This window comes from Mucilaginibacter terrigena, assembly GCF_004168255.1.
Taxonomy (GTDB): domain Bacteria; phylum Bacteroidota; class Bacteroidia; order Sphingobacteriales; family Sphingobacteriaceae; genus Mucilaginibacter; species Mucilaginibacter terrigena.
In genome coordinates, this window is the sequence record NZ_SEWG01000001.1 from 282,523 (window position 1) to 300,494 (window position 17,972).

At 47.2% G+C, this 17,972-nt stretch carries 13 protein-coding genes; 6 read left to right on the top strand and 7 right to left on the bottom strand.

The window, feature by feature from the left end; genetic code table 11:
* Nucleotides 1-18: 18 nt before the first annotated feature.
* Entirely contained in the window at nt 19-861 is an 843-nt protein-coding gene (locus EWM62_RS01215; RefSeq protein ID WP_129874820.1) for an MOSC domain-containing protein, read from the bottom strand.
* A gap of 143 nt (nt 862-1,004) precedes the next feature.
* Here EWM62_RS01215 and EWM62_RS01220 point away from each other — a divergent pair, with 143 nt between their 5' ends.
* The gene (locus EWM62_RS01220) at nt 1,005-2,714 is read left to right on the top strand and encodes a GMC oxidoreductase (RefSeq protein ID WP_129874821.1); all 1,710 of its coding nucleotides are present in this window, start codon (nt 1,005-1,007) and stop codon (nt 2,712-2,714) included.
* A 72-nt stretch (nt 2,715-2,786) separates the two neighbouring features.
* Nucleotides 2,787-3,515 carry a ThuA domain-containing protein gene (locus EWM62_RS01225; protein ID WP_129874822.1) on the top strand — a complete coding sequence of 243 codons (729 nt, stop codon included), beginning with the start codon at nt 2,787-2,789 and terminating at the stop codon, nt 3,513-3,515.
* 833 nt (nt 3,516-4,348) lie between these two features.
* Here the strand turns inward: EWM62_RS01225 and EWM62_RS01230 are convergent.
* The gene (locus EWM62_RS01230) at nt 4,349-5,899 is read right to left on the bottom strand and encodes a M20/M25/M40 family metallo-hydrolase (RefSeq protein WP_129874823.1); all 1,551 of its coding nucleotides are present in this window, start codon (nt 5,897-5,899) and stop codon (nt 4,349-4,351) included.
* A gap of 212 nt (nt 5,900-6,111) precedes the next feature.
* On the opposite strand from EWM62_RS01230, the gene EWM62_RS01235 reads away from it, so the two are divergent.
* Nucleotides 6,112-6,765 (top strand): OmpA family protein, encoded by a 654-nt coding sequence (locus EWM62_RS01235; RefSeq protein WP_129874824.1) that lies wholly within the window; start codon nt 6,112-6,114, stop codon nt 6,763-6,765.
* Between the two features lie 16 nt (nt 6,766-6,781).
* Entirely contained in the window at nt 6,782-7,270 is a 489-nt protein-coding gene (locus EWM62_RS01240; RefSeq protein WP_129874825.1) for a PRC-barrel domain-containing protein, read from the top strand.
* A 131-nt stretch (nt 7,271-7,401) separates the two neighbouring features.
* Here the strand turns inward: EWM62_RS01240 and EWM62_RS01245 are convergent, their stop codons facing one another.
* On the bottom strand, nt 7,402-7,980 hold the full coding sequence (locus EWM62_RS01245; protein ID WP_203234954.1) for a cysteine hydrolase family protein: 579 nt from the start codon (nt 7,978-7,980) through the stop codon (nt 7,402-7,404).
* Between the two features lie 110 nt (nt 7,981-8,090).
* Nucleotides 8,091-10,250: an FUSC family protein gene (locus tag EWM62_RS01250; protein ID WP_129874826.1), complete on the bottom strand. Its 2,160-nt coding sequence runs from the start codon at nt 10,248-10,250 to the stop codon at nt 8,091-8,093.
* A gap of 189 nt (nt 10,251-10,439) precedes the next feature.
* Between EWM62_RS01250 and EWM62_RS01255 the strand changes: the two genes are divergently transcribed.
* Together EWM62_RS01255 and EWM62_RS01260 are read left to right on the top strand one after the other, a co-directional pair.
* Nucleotides 10,440-13,013, top strand: a complete 2,574-nt coding sequence (locus EWM62_RS01255; RefSeq protein ID WP_129874827.1) for a phosphoenolpyruvate carboxylase — start codon at nt 10,440-10,442, stop codon at nt 13,011-13,013.
* A 293-nt stretch (nt 13,014-13,306) separates the two neighbouring features.
* Nucleotides 13,307-13,831 carry a DUF4142 domain-containing protein gene (locus EWM62_RS01260; protein WP_129874828.1) on the top strand — a complete coding sequence of 175 codons (525 nt, stop codon included), beginning with the start codon at nt 13,307-13,309 and terminating at the stop codon, nt 13,829-13,831.
* On the opposite strand, the gene EWM62_RS01265 is transcribed toward EWM62_RS01260, so the two are convergent.
* From EWM62_RS01265 to EWM62_RS01275, 3 genes are all read right to left on the bottom strand, one after another.
* A complete protein-coding gene (locus EWM62_RS01265) occupies nt 13,823-15,025 on the bottom strand; it encodes a DUF763 domain-containing protein (protein ID WP_129874829.1) in 1,203 nt (400 codons plus the stop codon). The two genes, EWM62_RS01260 and EWM62_RS01265, sit on opposite strands and share 9 nt — an antisense overlap.
* A gap of 184 nt (nt 15,026-15,209) precedes the next feature.
* Entirely contained in the window at nt 15,210-15,665 is a 456-nt protein-coding gene (locus tag EWM62_RS01270) for a DUF4268 domain-containing protein (protein WP_129874830.1), read from the bottom strand.
* A 127-nt stretch (nt 15,666-15,792) separates the two neighbouring features.
* Nucleotides 15,793-17,943 (bottom strand): glycoside hydrolase family 3 N-terminal domain-containing protein, encoded by a 2,151-nt coding sequence (locus EWM62_RS01275; protein WP_129874831.1) that lies wholly within the window; start codon nt 17,941-17,943, stop codon nt 15,793-15,795.
* Nucleotides 17,944-17,972: the final 29 nt, after the last annotated feature.

The window sequence follows — 17,972 nt, forward strand, 5'->3', positions numbered from 1 at the left end:
TTATCACGGTCTACAAAGTTAAACTACCGAGGTAGCAGCTACCATAAACCGTTCTTCGGTATGCAGCGATAATACATTTATCTCATCGCCAACATTTAAAACGCCGTTGCTGTTAAACGCCAGGTTTTGGCCAAACAGGATCTTACTGCCCTTACGGCGATAACGGGCGAGGGTTTTAAGTGGCTCCTTACTTTTTGCAGTAGTTTCCTGGTCAATAGTGGTCATCACACAGCGGGCGCAAAGCTTTACACCATACATATCAACACCATTTATTTGGATGTGGTCCATTAAGTCTTCGCTATAAGGCTCGCCGCCTTCAAACACAATATTGGGCCTGAAACGGTTCATGGGCAGCTTTTCTGCCAGCCTGTTGTTCAAATCATCCAGCGATGCCTGGCCAATGATGAGGGCGGGATAGGCATCGGCAAAAGAAGCTATATGGCCGGGTACAGTGTATCTTGGGTCGGTAGGGCGATGGGTTTCATCGGGCATGTAAACCAGCCGGGTAGGTGCCCCTAATTTAGCCGTGAACCAGGCATCCGCCTCGTCGCTCACCAATTGGGCGGTGCAGGTATCGTCCCAGATAATTACATCCAGCAGATCGGTTTTTAAAGGTTTAAACGGGATAAGCAGGGAGGAGCCATCCACCGTGTAAGTAACCTTCAAAGCGTCGCTCAATAAGTCCATTTTAAGTAATGCCATTTGCGCATGTTCGCGTTGCGACAGGAAACGGTTGCTGCTATCTGTCAGCATCCAGCGGCGGTCGTGTTGCAGGCCGCGGTCAGTTAGCTGTGCGGTAGTAAGCGAAATTCCGCCAAGGGATTTTATGGGATAAATGTTTAGCTGGCTGATACGAAGCATACACAAAAGTAATGCATTGCAATATTATTTTCCGTCGAATTATAATTGTTTACAATACAATTGATTTATTGGCTATTAATTAATAGTATTGTTAAACCAATTACCATTACCGGTGCCCCTAAACCGGTTTAAACCTTTAAATTATGTCAGTAAACGCACCCAACATTAATGGCAAGGCTACGGCCAATAACACGTACGATGCAATTGTAATAGGATCGGGCATTAGCGGCGGATGGGCTGCAAAAGAGCTTACCGAACGCGGCTTAAAAACCATAATGCTGGAGCGCGGCCCCAATTACGAACATATAAAGGATTATAAAACAGCACAATACAACCCCTGGGATTTCGAGCATCGTGGTAATGCAACACAAGCTCAGCGTAAACAGCGCCCGGTAATATCACGCAACTGGGGTGCACAGGAGGCGATAATGGATGCCTGGGTAAACGAGCAGGAAGCCCCTTACGCCGAGGTGAAGCCCTTTAACTGGTGGCGGTCGTACCGTTTGGGCGGGCGCTCTATTCTGTGGGGCCGCCAAAGCTACCGCTGGAGCGACCTTGATTTTGATGCTAACGCGAAGGATGGCTGGGCAATTGACTGGCCTATCCGCTATAAAGATATTGCACCCTGGTATGACCATGCCGAGAAATTTGCCGGTATAAGCGGCTCTATCGAGGGCATCCCCAACCTGCCCGACGGCCAGTTTTTACCGCCGATGGATCTCAACTGGGTAGAGCGCGATGTGGCAGCAAGCATAAAAAAACAATTTGGCCGGCACATGATCATTGGCAGGGTGGCTAATTTAACTAAGGCTATACCATACCGCACAGGCTGCCAGTTCCGTAACCGGTGCTGGGAGGGCTGCCCTTTCGGGGGATATTTCAGTACGCAATCGTCAACACTTCCCGCTGCGTTAAAGACTGGGAATTTAACCGTGAGGCCGCAATCTATCGTTACCAAAATACTCTACGATAAAGACAGCAAAAAGGCAAAAGGGGTGGAGGTACTGGACGCCGAAACCAACAAAACCTATGAGTTTTACGCGAAGATCGTGTTTGTGAACGCTTCCGCTTTGAACAGCGCCTGGGTGCTGATGAACTCGGCGACCGATATATGGGAGGGCGGCCTTGGCAGCAGCAGCGGCGAACTTGGGCATAACATTATGGACCACCACTACAACCTGGGTGCCAGCGGCGATGTAGAAGGGTACGATGATAAATACTATTACGGCCGCAGGCCAAACGGCCCATACGTAGTAAGGTTTGCCAATGTTGGCGATGATAAGCGTGATTATCTGCGCGGCTTTGGCTACCAGGGCGGTGCAAGCCGTAATGGCTGGAGCCGCGAGATAGCTGAGATGAACATTGGCGGAGCGTACAAGGATGAGCTATCTGAACCGGGAGGCTGGCGCATAGGCATCGGCGGTTTTGGGGAATTGCTGCCTTATCACGAAAATAAAATTACCCTGCACCCAACCCGCAAGGACAAGTGGGGGCTGCCTATACTTAATATGGATGCCGAAATAAAGGATAACGAGAAGAAAATGCGCATCGATATTGTGAAAGAGGCCAAAGCCATGCTGGAAGCCGCCGGCGTTAAAAATGTGGAAACCCACGATAGCGGCCACAATATTGGTGATGGCATCCACGAAATGGGTACGGCACGTATGGGCCGCGACCCCAAAACATCGGTACTTAATGGCAACAACCAGGTGTGGGACGCCAAAAACGTATTTGTTACCGATGGCGCCTGCATGACCTCGTCGGCATGCCAGAACCCTTCGTTAACCTATATGGCCTTGACTGCAAGGGCTGCAAACTTTGCGGCAGATGAGTTGAAGAAGCGGAATTTGTAGAGATTAGAGAGAGATTATGTTAAACAGAATATTCTGCCCATTCTTAAATTAATAAATTCAGGTTCACACATCATGAAAATAAAAAACACATTGATCATCGCGCTGGCGCTTTGTTTTATAACGGCTATTAGCTTTGCTAAACCACGCCCTAAAGTGCTTATTTTTTGTAAAACGGCGGGCTTTCATCACGAATCTATCGCGGTGGGGATCCCGGCAATTATTAAACTGGGTAAACAGAATAATTTTGATGTGGATACCACCACCAATTCGGCCAAATTTACGGCTGCTAATTTAAAACAGTATGCCGCGGTTATATTCCTGAGCACTACCGGCGATGTGCTGAATAATGAGCAGCAGGCCGCGTTTGAGCAGTATATCCGTGCCGGTCACGGTTTTGTTGGGGTGCATGCCGCCACCGATACCGAGTACGACTGGCCCTGGTACGGTAACCTGGTAGGCGCTTATTTTAAAAGCCACCCCTCCAAACAACAGGAAGCAAACCTGGAGGTGGTAGACAGAGGTTTCCCGGCTACCAACCACCTGCCCGCAACCTGGCGCCGGCTGGATGAATGGTATAACTACAAATGGATGGCCGGCGACCTGCAGGTGCTGATCAAAATAGATGAAAAAAGCTACACCGGCGGCGAAAACGGCGATAACCACCCTATGAGCTGGTACCATAACTACGATGGCGGCCGTTCTTTCTATACCGCCCTCGGCCACACCGATGCCTCATACGCCGATCCGCTTTATTTGAAGCATTTATTGGGTGGGATAAAGTATGCGATAGGGAAGAAGTAAGGACGTTATTCTCAGCCGCATTACCTTAATGCGATGTCGTTTCGAACGAGTTACGAGGAGAAACTATCTCTTGAGCGATAGCGAAAAATCTTATACGGGCAGTAAGTAAACTACAGGCTTATGCTTTATGAAAGTTAGCCCACTCAATTGCCGCGGAGGGCTGTTACTTTGTCTTGATACAAAGTAACCAAAAATCAAGTCAGCAAAAAGGCTTCTTTGCCGCACATGGCCTTTGCCCCGCAAACCAGCCAGAACCACGGGCTGGAATCTTTTTGCCCCACTGCGTTCCACATTTCCCGCGCTCCTGCAAAAATTTCCTATGCCCCTGCCACGCGCAACCCACCATTGTTCTGCCCGCTTTCGCCCGAAGCCGTTTTGCTGACAGGCTGGAAAAATCAAATCCTCTAATCAGGTAAATCATGGTTCAGAAATAACCGATGGCATACACGCCACAGGCGTGCTCCAATGTTGGATAAGGGGGCCTGACGAACGGAACATAACCCCAAAATGCAGCATTGGCCTGTTCGGTGGCACAGCACCTGCTTTAGCACTAACTTTCACAGAGCAGGGCGCAGCTGCGACTTTTCTTTGGTTACTTTCTTTTGAGAGAAAAGAAAGTAACATCCACTGACGCTCATATGATCACTGCCATTCCTAACGAAGAACTAACTACCAAACCTAACTATCAACCCTAACAAAGCATAAATTGGCTACATGCCTATCGAAGGTTGCTGTCACCCGCAATAACGCGCGAAGAAGAAAGACATCCCGGTTACAAAAAAGCCCGCTACCGTAAAACGGAGCGGGCCTTAATATAATCAGATCAGTTATTATCAATCGAAACCACCGTGGCGGTTTGCTTTTACCTGCTCGGGCCAGGTGCCGGGTTTGCCGGTACGGGTGTTAACAGGCAATTCTGCTTTATCGCGCGGCATTTTGGCCGGGTCTTCGCTGGCCATGTAAACCAATATGGCGGTTAATATAGCGTTGCTGCGTACATCGTCAAAAACAATTTTGTCGTAGGTATCGCGGTTGGTGTGCCAGGTGTAATTACCGTACGACCAGCTGTTAGACCCTAACGAAAAGCCCGGCGCGCCAACTGCCACAAACGATGCGAAATCTGAGCCGCCGCCACCGGGTGAGCCGGGGAAGCTGGTTTTTATCTGGTGACGGATGGTATCGGGCACAGCCTCCAGCCAGCGGCTGATAAAATCGCCTGCTTTGGCAAAACCTTGTCCGCCAATGTTAACCACGCGGCCTGTGCCGTTATCCTGGTTAAACAAAGCCTGCAGGTTGGCCACAATTTCGGGGTGGTCTTCCACAAAAGCCCGCGAGCCATTAAGGCCCTGCTCTTCGCTATCCCAGTGCCCTACCAATATGGTGCGTTTTGGGTGCGGATAAGCTTTTTTAAGGATGCGCATGGCCTCCATCATAGTTAGGGTACCGGTACCGTTATCGGTAGCGCCTGTACCGCCATCCCACGAATCGAAGTGGGCAGACAGCATCACGTATTCATTTGGTTTTTCGGTACCCTTTATTTCGCCGATTATGTTAAAGGTTGGCACCGGGCCGCGTTCTTTTGATTCGGTTTGGATAGTAATGCGTGGTTTTTCGCCGTTTTCGGTAAGGCGGTAAAGCAATCCGTAATCTTCCAGCGCTATATCAACCGTAGGGATGGTTTTGGTGTAGGCGCCAAATATTTTGTCAACACCAAAGCCTGCGCTCCAGTAATTGCCAATAATACCGGCTGCACCCGCTTTTTCAAGCGCTACGGGTAATGTTTTGTTATTAAAACCCGTATTGGATATGCGTTTACGCCATGCAGCGGTTTGGGCAGTACGCGCTTCCTTCATCTTATCTATCGATCCGCTCAGCCCAAACTCCTTCCAGTTATCATCGGGCCGGCCGGTTGGCTGGTTCATAGATATCATTACAAATTTGCCCTTAACACTTGGCAGCCATTTTTCAAAAGCAACAGAATCGGCCACATCAGGCAAAATAATGGTTTCGGCGGTTACTGCCTTTTTCATGCCGGGGCTCCATGCCAGCTGAGTGCCTTCAATACTGTGGATACGGGGGTAAACCATATCAATATGCGATGTGCCGCGTTCCCATCCGCGCCAGTCGCCCCATTTTTCCTGCCGTGCGGTAATGCCCCAGCCTTTGTATTTATCAAGCGCCCATTTACCGGCCTGGTCAAATTGTGGCGTGCCTACCAGGCGCGGGCCAATACCGTCGAGCAGTTCGTGGGCCAGTTTTTCGAGCTGGGAGTTTTCGGTCCCTTCTTTTACAATGTTATCTACCACCGCGTTTTTGGTTTGCGCGAAGGCTGTACTACCGGTAAATAATGCCGATGCAATGAGTAATCTGGTAAAGTTTTTCATATCAGTTTGATATAGGGCTTGGTTAATATAGCGAATGTATAAAATGCCGGGCTTAAAACATATTTATAGATGACAGGCTGGTGTAACATTCCTGTTGTACTTACAATGTTTTAGTATTTTGATAACAATAACCCGGTGTATAAAAAATCTAAATTTAAAACTAATTGGCCTGATTAATGCTTGATACAATGTACTTAATATCAAAATATAAAATGGCACAATTAGATGTTCAACCCAAACGCAGGCGCTCGATATGGATGTGGCTTATATTTTTTGTTCTGGCTATAGGCGTAGCGGTTTTATTATACCGTGGCTGTAACAGGTCGGCCCCGCTAAAAGTTGCCACAACTGATACCACGGCAACAGATAGCACCAAGGTGGATACCAATGTAATTGTGACCACGCAACCCGACTGGAACGCAGTAGACTTTAGCATCCCCAAAGCATCGTACGATGAGGTTACCGATACGGCAATAATTGTACGGGGTAATGATAAATATACCATTTACAGCATGGGCGAAAATATCCTTTTCGCGGCCAATGAAAGCACCTTACAGCCATCGGCCGAAGCAAAGCTAAAACAGGTGGCAACATCTTTGGCCAAAAGGTATAAAACGGCGGCCATAGCTATTTATGGGCATACGGATTCTATTGGTTCGGCAGGTGATAATAGAGCGCTTGGAAAACAACGGGCCAATGCCGTTAAGGATTGGCTGCTTACCGAGGGTGGCCTGGACAACAGCAAGCTATCAGTACACTCTTTGGGCGAAAAACAGCCGGTAGCTACCAATGCAACGCAGAAAGGCCGCGCGCAAAACCGAAGCGTAGAGATAGTGGCTTTTACCGAAGGTGAAAAGAATAATTAAGATTCAATTTAAGATAATGGCTTCAGATAATAATACAGCAGATTATGATAACCTGCAGGAATTAAGCGAAAGTGATTTTGAGATCGTAGACGGGCAGCCCGAGATATTTGGCTGGGATGTGTGCGATATCCACAAGAACAAAGTAGGCGAGGTATACGAACTGCTATTTGATCCTAAAAGACGAAAGGTGCGCTATATTATAGTAGATATGGAAAGCAACGACGTTGACCTGGAAGAGGGGCGCGTGTTAGTGCCAATAGAAATAGCCGAATTTGACCTGGACAAGGATACCGTAAAATTACCCGGCGTAAGCGTTACCAATTTACTTGCCTTGCCGCTCTACGAAAAAGGCCGTGTCATTAATGAAGATACCGACGATGAGATCCGCATTGCGCTTGCAAAGGCCGAAAAAGACGCGCCTATCCCGCCGGGTTCACTAAATGTGGGGCAAACAAAATTTTATCTCAAAAATGAGGGTTTTATAGCGGGCGATGATAATGCTTAGCTAAGATCAAACCCTGTCATCCCGGTCCGTTGATTAACAGACCGGCATCTCTCAATTATACTGATCTTATTGCTGAGAGATCCCGAAATAATTTTCAGGGTAGACATTGGTTCTATGTTTACAAAAGCTCATTACTGCCTTATGTTTTTCGCCTGTTCTGTTGTAATTATGGTAGCAAATTCGTCCTTCAAGGTTGCTAACGATACGGCATGTATAGTATCTGCACTAAAATGTTCCCCGTTTACACCACTCCTGGCAAAGCTCACCGTAGCATCGGCAATAACATAGGTATTGTAGCCTAAGTTGGCAGCCATCCGGGTGGTGGTAGAAACACAATGTTCTGTAATAAACCCCGCTATTATAACCGATTTTATACCCTGTTCATCTAAAAGTTGCTTTAAGTTAGTGCCGATAAATGCGCTGTTAACACTTTTGGGTATAATAGTTTCTCCACCAAAAGGCATTGCAGCGGCCATAAAAGCATTACCGGGACTGTTTGCCGATAGCAGCGAACCGGGCTGGGTGGAGTTGTGTTTTACGTGAAACAGCGGCAGTTTATTTTCGCGCCAATGTTTAAGTAAAGCGGAAATATTTTGCTCGGCGCCGGGGTTATTCCTGCTGCCGCCCCAATAGGCTAAATTGTTAAAAGCGGTTTGTACATCAATAAGTATAAGTGCCGGCGGGGTTTGTTTTGCGGGTGTGTTCATCATATTTATTTATGCAGCAAATATGATACTTAAGTGGGTGGGGCAAATAGTCCATTTTGTTTAATTGAGATAGGCCAGTTTTAAAGGGCTTGTTTAGTTTGCAGGGTGCTTGTTTACCTCAATATATTATCGGTAACCTTTGCTATATCAAGTGTTATTTTATTGATAAAGCCCAACTGCTCCTTCATCAAAAGGTCGTCGGCAGTTAAGGGTACCGCTACGGTTTCGGGCTTTGGCAAAGTATCTGTTTTTGGTGTTTCCGGCGGCATGGCAATGGTTTCGCCACTCAATTTTTTATCTGTTTCTTTCAAAACGGCGATACCTCGTTTTACCAATTTTAACATGTCCGGGTGAGGGGGGATCTGCCCTGATCTTATCAATGCCGAAGCTATATTGGCTGTATACGATGTTAAAATGTGATTAAGCACCACAAACTTATGGATATCTTTAATACTGCGCTGTTTGCTTTTTGGCTCGGATGTCATACGCTCGAAAGCCGCCGATAAGTTTGCCGAGTTTACATATACATCTTTACGGGCAAGCTTATACTCGGTTGTTTCAACCACTTTACCCGAAATGCTTTCAGATACCTTTCGCAGATAGTTGACATTGGCCGTTATAACAGACCGCAGCGTTTGGTTGATCTGCTCAAACTCCCATGTAGGGAACAAAACATAGCTGGCAATAAACGCGATCCCCGACCCAATAAGCGTGTCGATAATACGCTCCTGCGCAACGTTAATAAGCCCTAAGCCCAAAAACTTAAATAGTATCAACACATACGGCGTGGTAAAAATTACAGCAACAATGTAGTTTAAACGCAAAAAGCTGTACGTACCTATCATAAAAACAATGAGGATAATAAACTGCGCCGTTTTATCCGGGACAAAGTTCAGCACCAGGATACCAATGGCCCCGCCTGCAATGGTGCCTATCAAACGCTGGTAATTACGTTGTTTTGAAAGGCTGAACCCCGGCTTAAGTATTACAATAATGGTAAGCAGTACCCAATAGCTGTGGCCGCCAAGCGATACATTTTTGGCCGTAATAAAACCAACCAAACAAACAATTGCCACCCTTAAGGCGTGTTTAAACGCGCCCGAGTTTAGCGTAAAGTTATCCCAGAAAATATGCGGCGCGTAATCCTGGTGGGTTACAAATTTAGAATACTCTACATCTGTGGGGCTTTGCACCAAACCCTCTGATGCTTTGGAGTGATAATATTTATAAATATTGGAGATACTCTTGCTCAGGTCGCGCAGGTTTATCAATATCTTTTTCAGTACCAGGTTACTGGTTTCCTTATCATCGGTACCAACAGCATCAATTTTTAGCTTCAATTGTTCCAGCCGCAGTTCCAGGTTGCTTAGTTTTTCGGGCCTGTCGTTGGCCAGTATGGCGTAGCCGATGTTATCCAGGTCATCGGCAACATGATGCAAAAAACCGGCTATTTCGTTTAAAACCCCCGTTTTTTCAAACCTTACGCGGATAGATTCATAATCATAGTGGGTGGCCATTATCTGCTCAAACATATCCACCAGGTCGATGAAAGTTAGTATGATGATGCGGCTGGCCGGGGTAGATTCCTTCACCATTAAGCGGCTCTTAAATAGTATCTCGCGCACGGCGTCCTGGTGGTTGCTCACCTGTATCTGCTGCAATACCAGCTTGCGGTAATTAGCATCAATATCGGTGGTGTGAATATAAAAATCGGCCTTTATGCGCAAAAAACGGGCAATATCGGCAACGTTCTCGCCCAGTATCTGCTGCGCCGCGCGATAAGGCCTAAGCCCTACAAACACCAGGCTAAAAACCATATACCACAAGCCGCCGCCCACAAGCGTGGCACAAAAGGCAGGCAGTTGTGGCGGGGGCACTTCCTTATCCATCATCAGTATCATAATAAGCAAGGCCGATGTGCCTATTGATGCCGTCCTGTTGCCATAAACCGTAAACATCGAAAACAGGAAGGAAGCTAATGTGATTTCCAGGCCCAGGGTATAAACGTTAAGCCTTGCAAAGCCGGTAATAATAGCTACCGCCAGCATACATAAATTACCCGCTGCCATGGCATTACGTTTGTGCGATACCGGACCGGGGCCGTCAACTGTGCATATGCAGAGCGCGCCAAGCGACATGGTTAACCCCATGCTAAAATCGCCCAGTTGTATCATTACCAAGGTGGGTATCAAAATACCCGCAGACATGCGCAACCCGTCAGAAAAATACTGGCTGTAAAAAAAGCTTTTTATTTCTCTTTTATGGTTGTTCATCTACTTATTATTGGGCAGTTGTTTCAATAAGCGAAATTAAACAAATAAAATGTTTACTGTTTTGTAATAACAATTATTGCATTAAAATGTATAAACTGTTATTAATTTTTTATTTTTTTCCCTATTTTAATTTTAGATAGTTAAATTACGCCGTTAATACCCCTGTAAATTTTATAAACATCTTCAATTATGCCAGCTACCTTAAGGCTCAGTCAAAAAGAATCGATATTTAACCACGAAGTTGTAAAGCGCTTTGAGCTATACAACAGCTTGTTTCAAACATTGCCTTTTTACCAGGTTAAGGACACGGGTATATTGCTGCCGTTTTTCAGCTCGCATTGCGATAAGGGGACGGTAAGCCAGCTATCACCAACAGAAATTATAGAGTCGTTCTTTAAAAAATATGTGCCTGGTATCGATCAGCGCGAGCAGATAAACCGCTTATTCAGGTTTATACAATATATTGAGCGCCAGGTGGTTTTGTTTGATGCCATTGAAGATTCGTCGTTCAGCAAAATAGGCCGGGTTGATGATACGGGTACCCTGCAAAGTATGGTGCAGCAGGCATCGCAAAGCGAGCAGGCCAGGGCAAACATCAGCAAACAGCTTAAAGATTTTTCGTTAAGGCTGGTGCTTACCGCGCACCCTACGCAGTTTTACCCCGGTACGGTACTGGGTATTATGACAGACCTGATAGAGGCGCTTAAAACAAACGATATCCCGTCAATTGATGTTTTATTACAGCAATTGGGTAAAACGCCGTTCTTTAATAAAACTTCGCCAACACCGGTTGACGAAGCAGCCAGCCTGGTTTGGTTCCTGGAGAATATATTTTACCACGCTTTATCGGGTATCCAGTCAAAGCTGGAGGATGAGTTTGATATAGAGGGTAACCAGCAGGTACTTGAGCTTGGCTTTTGGCCCGGCGGCGACCGCGACGGTAACCCTAACGTAACTACCGAAACTACGCTGTCGGTATCGTCAATGTTAAGGCAGGTGATATACCGCTGTTATTACCGCGATTTCAGGAACCTGAAACGCCGTATCACTTTCCGTGGCTTTGCCGATAATATTAGCCAGCTGGAAAAACTGCTTTATACCAATGCCTTTGGCACACCCAACAACCCGAAAGACCTGCAACCCGAACTGCTGAAACTCCTGAAATCAATGCGGCAAACGCTGGTAACCGAGCACGACAGCCTGTTTTTAAATATAGTAGATAACCTGATCCAAAAGGTGCAGCTTTTCGGCTCGTACTTCGCAACGCTGGATATAAGGCAGGATAGCCGTGTGCTGCGCGATGTATTTAAATACACTACCGAAAAAGTTTATACCGGCGTGCCAAAAAATTATGCCGATATGGGCGAGGAAGCCAAAATCAAAAGCCTTCCGTTTAACCAGGCCGATTTTAAATGCCCCGCAAACGCCGAACCGCTGATCCGCGATACGCTGGATACCATCAGGCTGATGAAACAGATCCAGCATACCAATGGCGAAAAGGGGTGTCAGCGCTTTATCATCAGCAATTGCCAGGAAGCATCAGATATTTTACAGCTTATAGCATTGTTTTTGTGGAGTGGCTGGGAAAAAGATAAACTGAGCGTTGATTTTATGCCCTTGTTTGAAACCGTTAACGATCTGAAACAGGCCAGCGAAGTGATGGAGAAATTATACACACACCCGTTCTATAAATCGCACCTTAAAAAACGTGGTAACAGGCAAACTATTATGCTTGGCTTTAGCGACAGTACCAAGGATGGCGGCTACCTGATGGCCAACTGGAGCATATACAAAGCCAAGGTGGAGCTAACCGCCATGGCCCGTAAACATAACATAGACCTGGCCTTTTTTGACGGCCGCGGCGGCCCGCCGGCACGTGGCGGCGGTAAAACACACCGTTTTTACGCGTCGATGGGGAAAGAGATAGCAAACGACCATATTCAGCTGACCATACAGGGGCAAACCGTAAGTTCGCAATATGGGTCGGTAGAAACGGCGAGGTTCAATACCGGGCAATTGATCAATGCCGGTATCATCAGCGCCCTGCACCCCAACCATAACGACCTGCTGGATAACCGCCACAAGGCCCTGATAGCCGAAATGGCCGAAGAAAGCCACGGATTGTTCCTGGCCCTGCGCGAACACCCGCTGTTCATGGAATATTTGGAAAACTACAGTCCGCTGAAATTGCTGTCGCATATCAACATCAGCAGCAGGCCAACCAAACGTAATGCCGATGCCAAACTAAAGCTGGAGGATCTGCGCGCCATCAGTTTTGTAACCTCGTGGAGCCAGCTAAAACAAAACATACCGGGCTTTTACGGTGTGGGCACCGCTTTAAAAAAGATGAAAGATAACGGCAGCTGGGACGAAGTAAAAGAGCTTTACCAAAACTCGGGATTTTTTAAAACCATGCTGGATAACTGTATGATGTCGATGTCGAAATCTGATTTCAGGGTTACGGCTTATATGGAAAAGGATAAAAAGTTTGGCCCTTTCTGGAAAGGCCTGAAAGCCGAATACGAGCTTACCCTGAAGATGCTGCTGGAACTCACCGAAACGAAAGTGCTGATGGAAGAGTTCCCGGTCGACCGCCGTTCTATCGCCATCCGCGAAAAAATAGTGTTGCCGCTGGTTATTATTCAGCATTACGCCCTGCAGTGCCTTAAGCATACCAAAGACGAAGAACTGACCGGTATTTACAATAAGCTGGTGATACGTACCGTATACGGTATTGTAAACGCGGGACGGAATTTGGCGTAAAAGCCAATAACTCCCTCCCCACGGGAGGGCAGGGAGGGGTTAATGAATTTATAACACGCTAAACCCCTCCCTGCTACCACACATTCCATCGCACCCCTCCCAAGGGATGGAATTGAATTTGCTGCCGCGAGGCTGTGCCTCGTGGTATTGCATGGCTTCAGCTTTCAGCTAAAACATTCTCTAAATTTTACCAAAACGACAATTTGTAAACCAATTGTAAATTAAAATTCCGTTATTGTAAACAGGATAGGCTTAAACTTGTTAACTAAGTATTATAAGCTTAACATTTTACGATGAAAAGAACATTTGGTATAGCATTAACATTAATTGTACTTGTACTTACGCAAGCTTGTAATAACCGTAAAGCAAAAAATTATAACAAGATAAGCCAGGCAAACGAAGAGGGTATCTCTTTTGTACAAAGCGCGCTTGAATCCGGCGCAGCCGAAATAAAGGTGTCGCAACTGGCATTAACCAACTCTAAAAATGCCGAAGTACTGGAGTTTGCAAAGATGATAATTGCCGACCATACCAACTCGGATGCCGAACTGAAGAAGATCTCGGGCAGTAAGCCTGTAAATGACACAATCACTGTTGCCCACGAGCAATTATTAGCCAGCTTAGCCAAAAAAACAGGGCACGAATTTGATAAAGAATACATGCAGGTAATGGTTAACGACCATGAGAACGCCATAAAGGTTTTTAAAATCGGCGAAACCAATACCGATAAAAAGCTAAAAGATTTTGCCGACAAAACATTGCCAAAGCTACAGGAGCACCTGAAACAGGCAAATGCGATATGCCTTGGCCTAAAATAGTTTTAACTGTTGCTGCACAGGCGGCTTAGCTTTACCAAAAACTGTACGCCCGCCGTACTTCCACGAATCATTTCTTTCTTTTTCTATCACCTTATCAAAGTTGGCGTTGGGGATAAAATCCTTTTCAGCAGCTTGCGCGATGCTGGTGAGGCGTTTGATGGCCTCGCTTTTATCACTGTTGCCCAGTTTGGCTTTGTGGATGGCTGTTTGCAACACGCCAATGGTTTCGTCATAAACTTTTGTAGGTACCGGGAAGGGGTGCCCATCCTTGCCGCCATGCGCGAACGAGAACCTTGCCGGGTCCTTAAACCTTGATGGCGTGCCATGGATCACCTCGCTTACCAATGCCAGCGATTGCAGCGTACGCGGCCCAAGGCCTTGCAATAATAATAGATCTTCAAAATCTTTAGGCTGCTTCTCTTGTGCCAGCCAAAGTACCGCCCCCAGGCGCTTCAGGTCTATATCCTTTGCTGTAACCTCGTGGTGGTTTGGCATCACCAGTTTGCTGATCTCTTTCAGCATCCGGTCGGGCTGTTCGGCGGCAATCTGCATTACGCCACTGCGCGAGGTGTTTGCCAGCTTATCAGCCATGTTTAAGATCAATCCGTTGTTTTGGCCGTGGATGGCGGTATGCGGGTCTTCCACAAATGAGGTTAGCTGTTCCGAATGCCAGTGGTAGCGCCGGGCGGTGCGGCTCAGGTCGCTCATGCCTTGCTGCACAACGGCCCATTTACCGGTATCGCTTAAAATAAAATTGTGGGTATATAGCTGAAAGCCGTCCTGTATGGCGGTGTTATCAACCTTAGCACTTAGCTTGCTGCATTTCACCAGGTAGTTGCCATCAAGCCCGGTGGTGTTGCAAACCTTATAGAGTTCCTCGGGTGTTTTGGTAGAGTGTTTGCCCTTGCCACCACAAATATAAATGCCCAACTCGCGGCTGTGTGGGTTTACCGCGCGTTTTAAAGCGCCCATTACCGACGTAGTAATACCCGACGAATGCCAGTCCATACCCATTACCGCGCCCAGGCTCTGGAACCAGAAAGGATCGCTCAGGCGGCGCAACACTTCGTCCTTGCCATAATCCATCACAATAGTTTCCATTACGGCCAGGCCCAGCTTTGCCATCCGCTCGGCAAGCCAAACAGGCACATAACCATAATGCAATGGCAGATCGGCACTCCCGGAACGCTTCATGCTAACAAAGTTAGCAATTAATTTAGATTTTAAAGTTATAAAACTGTGTCATTGCGAGGCACTGTAGGGAAAGGAGCGGTGGTGTGCCGCGGCAACCTCGTAGATGGGATAGGGGTAATGCACTGGCTACGAGGTTGCTTCGTCGCTACGCTTCTCGCAATGACATGGTGGAGAGAAACGGGTCTTATACCTCAAACGCCACCTTCACATCGTTCCAAAACTCATCAAGCGCTATGATCCGCGGTTTAAAAAACGAGATCAGCTTTGGCCAGTCTTCTTTTTGGAATATGCTGACAGGCAAGATCCCGGTATAAATACGACTGACGGTTTTGCCATGTTCGTCGGTGGTATGTAGCTGCCAATCCCATTCTTCGCCAAGCGTACTGTGCAACATGGTTTTATAAGTAGCAAATTGCTCAAAAAATAATTGCTGTAATTCTTTATCCGGATGGGTGATGTCTATAGAGATATTGGCCCTTTTATTATCAGCCTGCATCCTGAAAAAGATGTGCTTTACCCCGGTTTTATAATTGATCCAGTTAGTGCGCAGCCCTTCGGCCGAAAGCACCGGCCCCATGTACTGCCCGAACACTGTCCAAAATGCCTGCTTTAACTGTGTTGCCTGATCTTTTGAGTACATAGAATGGTTAAAAAGTCGCTGTCATTTCGAGGGAAGCGCAGCGACGAGAAATCTTGTTCATGATGCAAAGTTCACCGCCTGTCATTGAACAAGATTTCTCCTCGTACCTCGTTCGAAATGACTTTTGCTAATCGATAGTAAACATCAAACCCACCTTTTCCTCCTGCGAATTACTGCCCAATACAAGCTTATACTCGCCCGGATAGATCTTCCATTTGTTGGCAGTCAGGTCCCATTTTTGCAACTCCCTAACCGGGATGCGGATGGTTGCTGTTTGCTGCGCTCCTTTAATTACACTCACCCGTTTAAAAGCTTTCATTTCCTTTACGGGCATCCGGTCAATTTTGGGGTATTGGATGTAAGCCTGCACCACCTCGTCACCATTATAACCACCTGTGTTTTTTATATCTATGCTTACGCTGATGGTATCAGCAGCTTTGTAGGTGGTTTTAAAGTCGCCGATGGTGGCATAATCAAATTTGGTATAGCTCATGCCAAAACCAAAGGGGTATTGCACCGGGCCGCTGTAATAGCGATAGGTGTGACCCTGCATATTATAATCCTTATAATCGGGCAGGTTGCTCAGCGCTTTATAAAAAGTAACCGGCAAATGCCCCGATGGCGATACATCGCCAAACAGGATATCGGCCAGCGCGTTGCCGCCCTGTTCGCCGGGGTACCAGGCCAGTATTACGGCATCGGCATAAGGGGCAATAGCTTCTACATCTATGTCGCTGCCCGCGGTTATTACAGCGATGATGGGTTTCTTAACATCCCTACGCAGGCGCTTTAAAAAAGCGATATGGCTGGCAGGTAAACTGATATCCAGCCGGTCGCCGCCGCCAGGTGCCAGGAACGCGTCGCCTTCTTCGCCCTCGTTAACCGGCGAAAGGCCAAGCACCGCTACGGTTACATCGGCATTGCCGGCCGCCCAGATGCCGCCAAAATGGGTGGTGTCACGGTTATCGGCCCCAAGGTCATACTCCACGCGGGCAGCAGGGCCAAGTGCGGCGGTAATGCCTTCTACAAAGTTTACAACTTTGCCGGTACCGTGGTAATTACCTATCAGGGCATCGTATGATGTGGCGTTTGGCCCAATAACCATATAGCTGCTGTATTTGCTTTTGCTAAGCGGCAGTATATTATTATTGTTTTTTAATAGCACCATACTTTGCTGCGCAACTTTACGGGCAAGCGCTATGTGCTGCGGATTGTGAACACTATCGGCACCGTAACCATGGTATGGGTTAAGCGAGGCATCATCATAAAAACCAAGCTTAAACTGGGTACGTAAAGTGGCAGATAAGGCTTTATCCACATCACTAACTTTTAGCAATTTGCGTTTTACGGCTTTCATTACATCGTTTTGCAGCAGGGTGGAGCAGTCCAGATCTACACCGGCTTTTATGGCTTCAGCAGCTACGATAACCTGGTCGGGCTGGGTTTTATGGCGAAGGTAAATATCATCCAATGCGCCGCAATCGGTCACCACGTGGCCTTTGAATTTCCATTCAGTCATCAATATATCTTTCAGTAAAGTATTGCTTGTGCAGCATGGCTCGTCGTTAACGCGGTTGTACGCGCACATAATGCTTTCCACGCCCCCATCAACAAGGTATTTAAACGAGTAGAGGTAAGTTTCGCGCAGGTCTTTCTGGTCGATAATGGCGTTAAACTCGTGCCGGCCCGCTTCGGGGCCACTGTGCACGGCGTAATGTTTAGCTGTGGCGCTGGCCTTTAAGTAACGCGGGTCGTCGCCCTGCAAGCCTTTTACAAACGCGCTGCCCATGCGCGATGTAAGAAAGGGGTCTTCACCATAGGTTTCCTGTCCCCGGCCCCAGCGCGGGTCGCGGAAGATATTGATGTTGGGTGTCCAAAAGGTGAGCCCCATATATTGCAGCCGCCTTCCCATCCCGGTGGAAAGGTTATACTTTGCCCTGGCTTCGGTTGATATTACGGTTGAGACCTGTTTTAGCAGATCATCGTTAAAAGTTGCCGCCATGCCGATAGCCTGGGGGAATATGGTTGCTTCGCCCGCCCGGGCCACACCATGCAGGGCCTCGTTCCACCAGTTGTATGCCGGGATGCCCAGCCGCGGCACAGCTTTGCTTTGATAACCCAAAAGGGCGATCTTTTCTTCCAGGGTTAAACGTGATACCAGGTCTTTTACGCGGGCATCCAAAGGTTGTTTACTGTCTTTATAAATTGTTTTTTGCTGCGCGGATGCTATTATCGGCACAAAAAATAAAGCAAGCAGATAACAAAAGCGAGTTTTCATACAGGCAGGATAAAGGGAATGCTAACTTA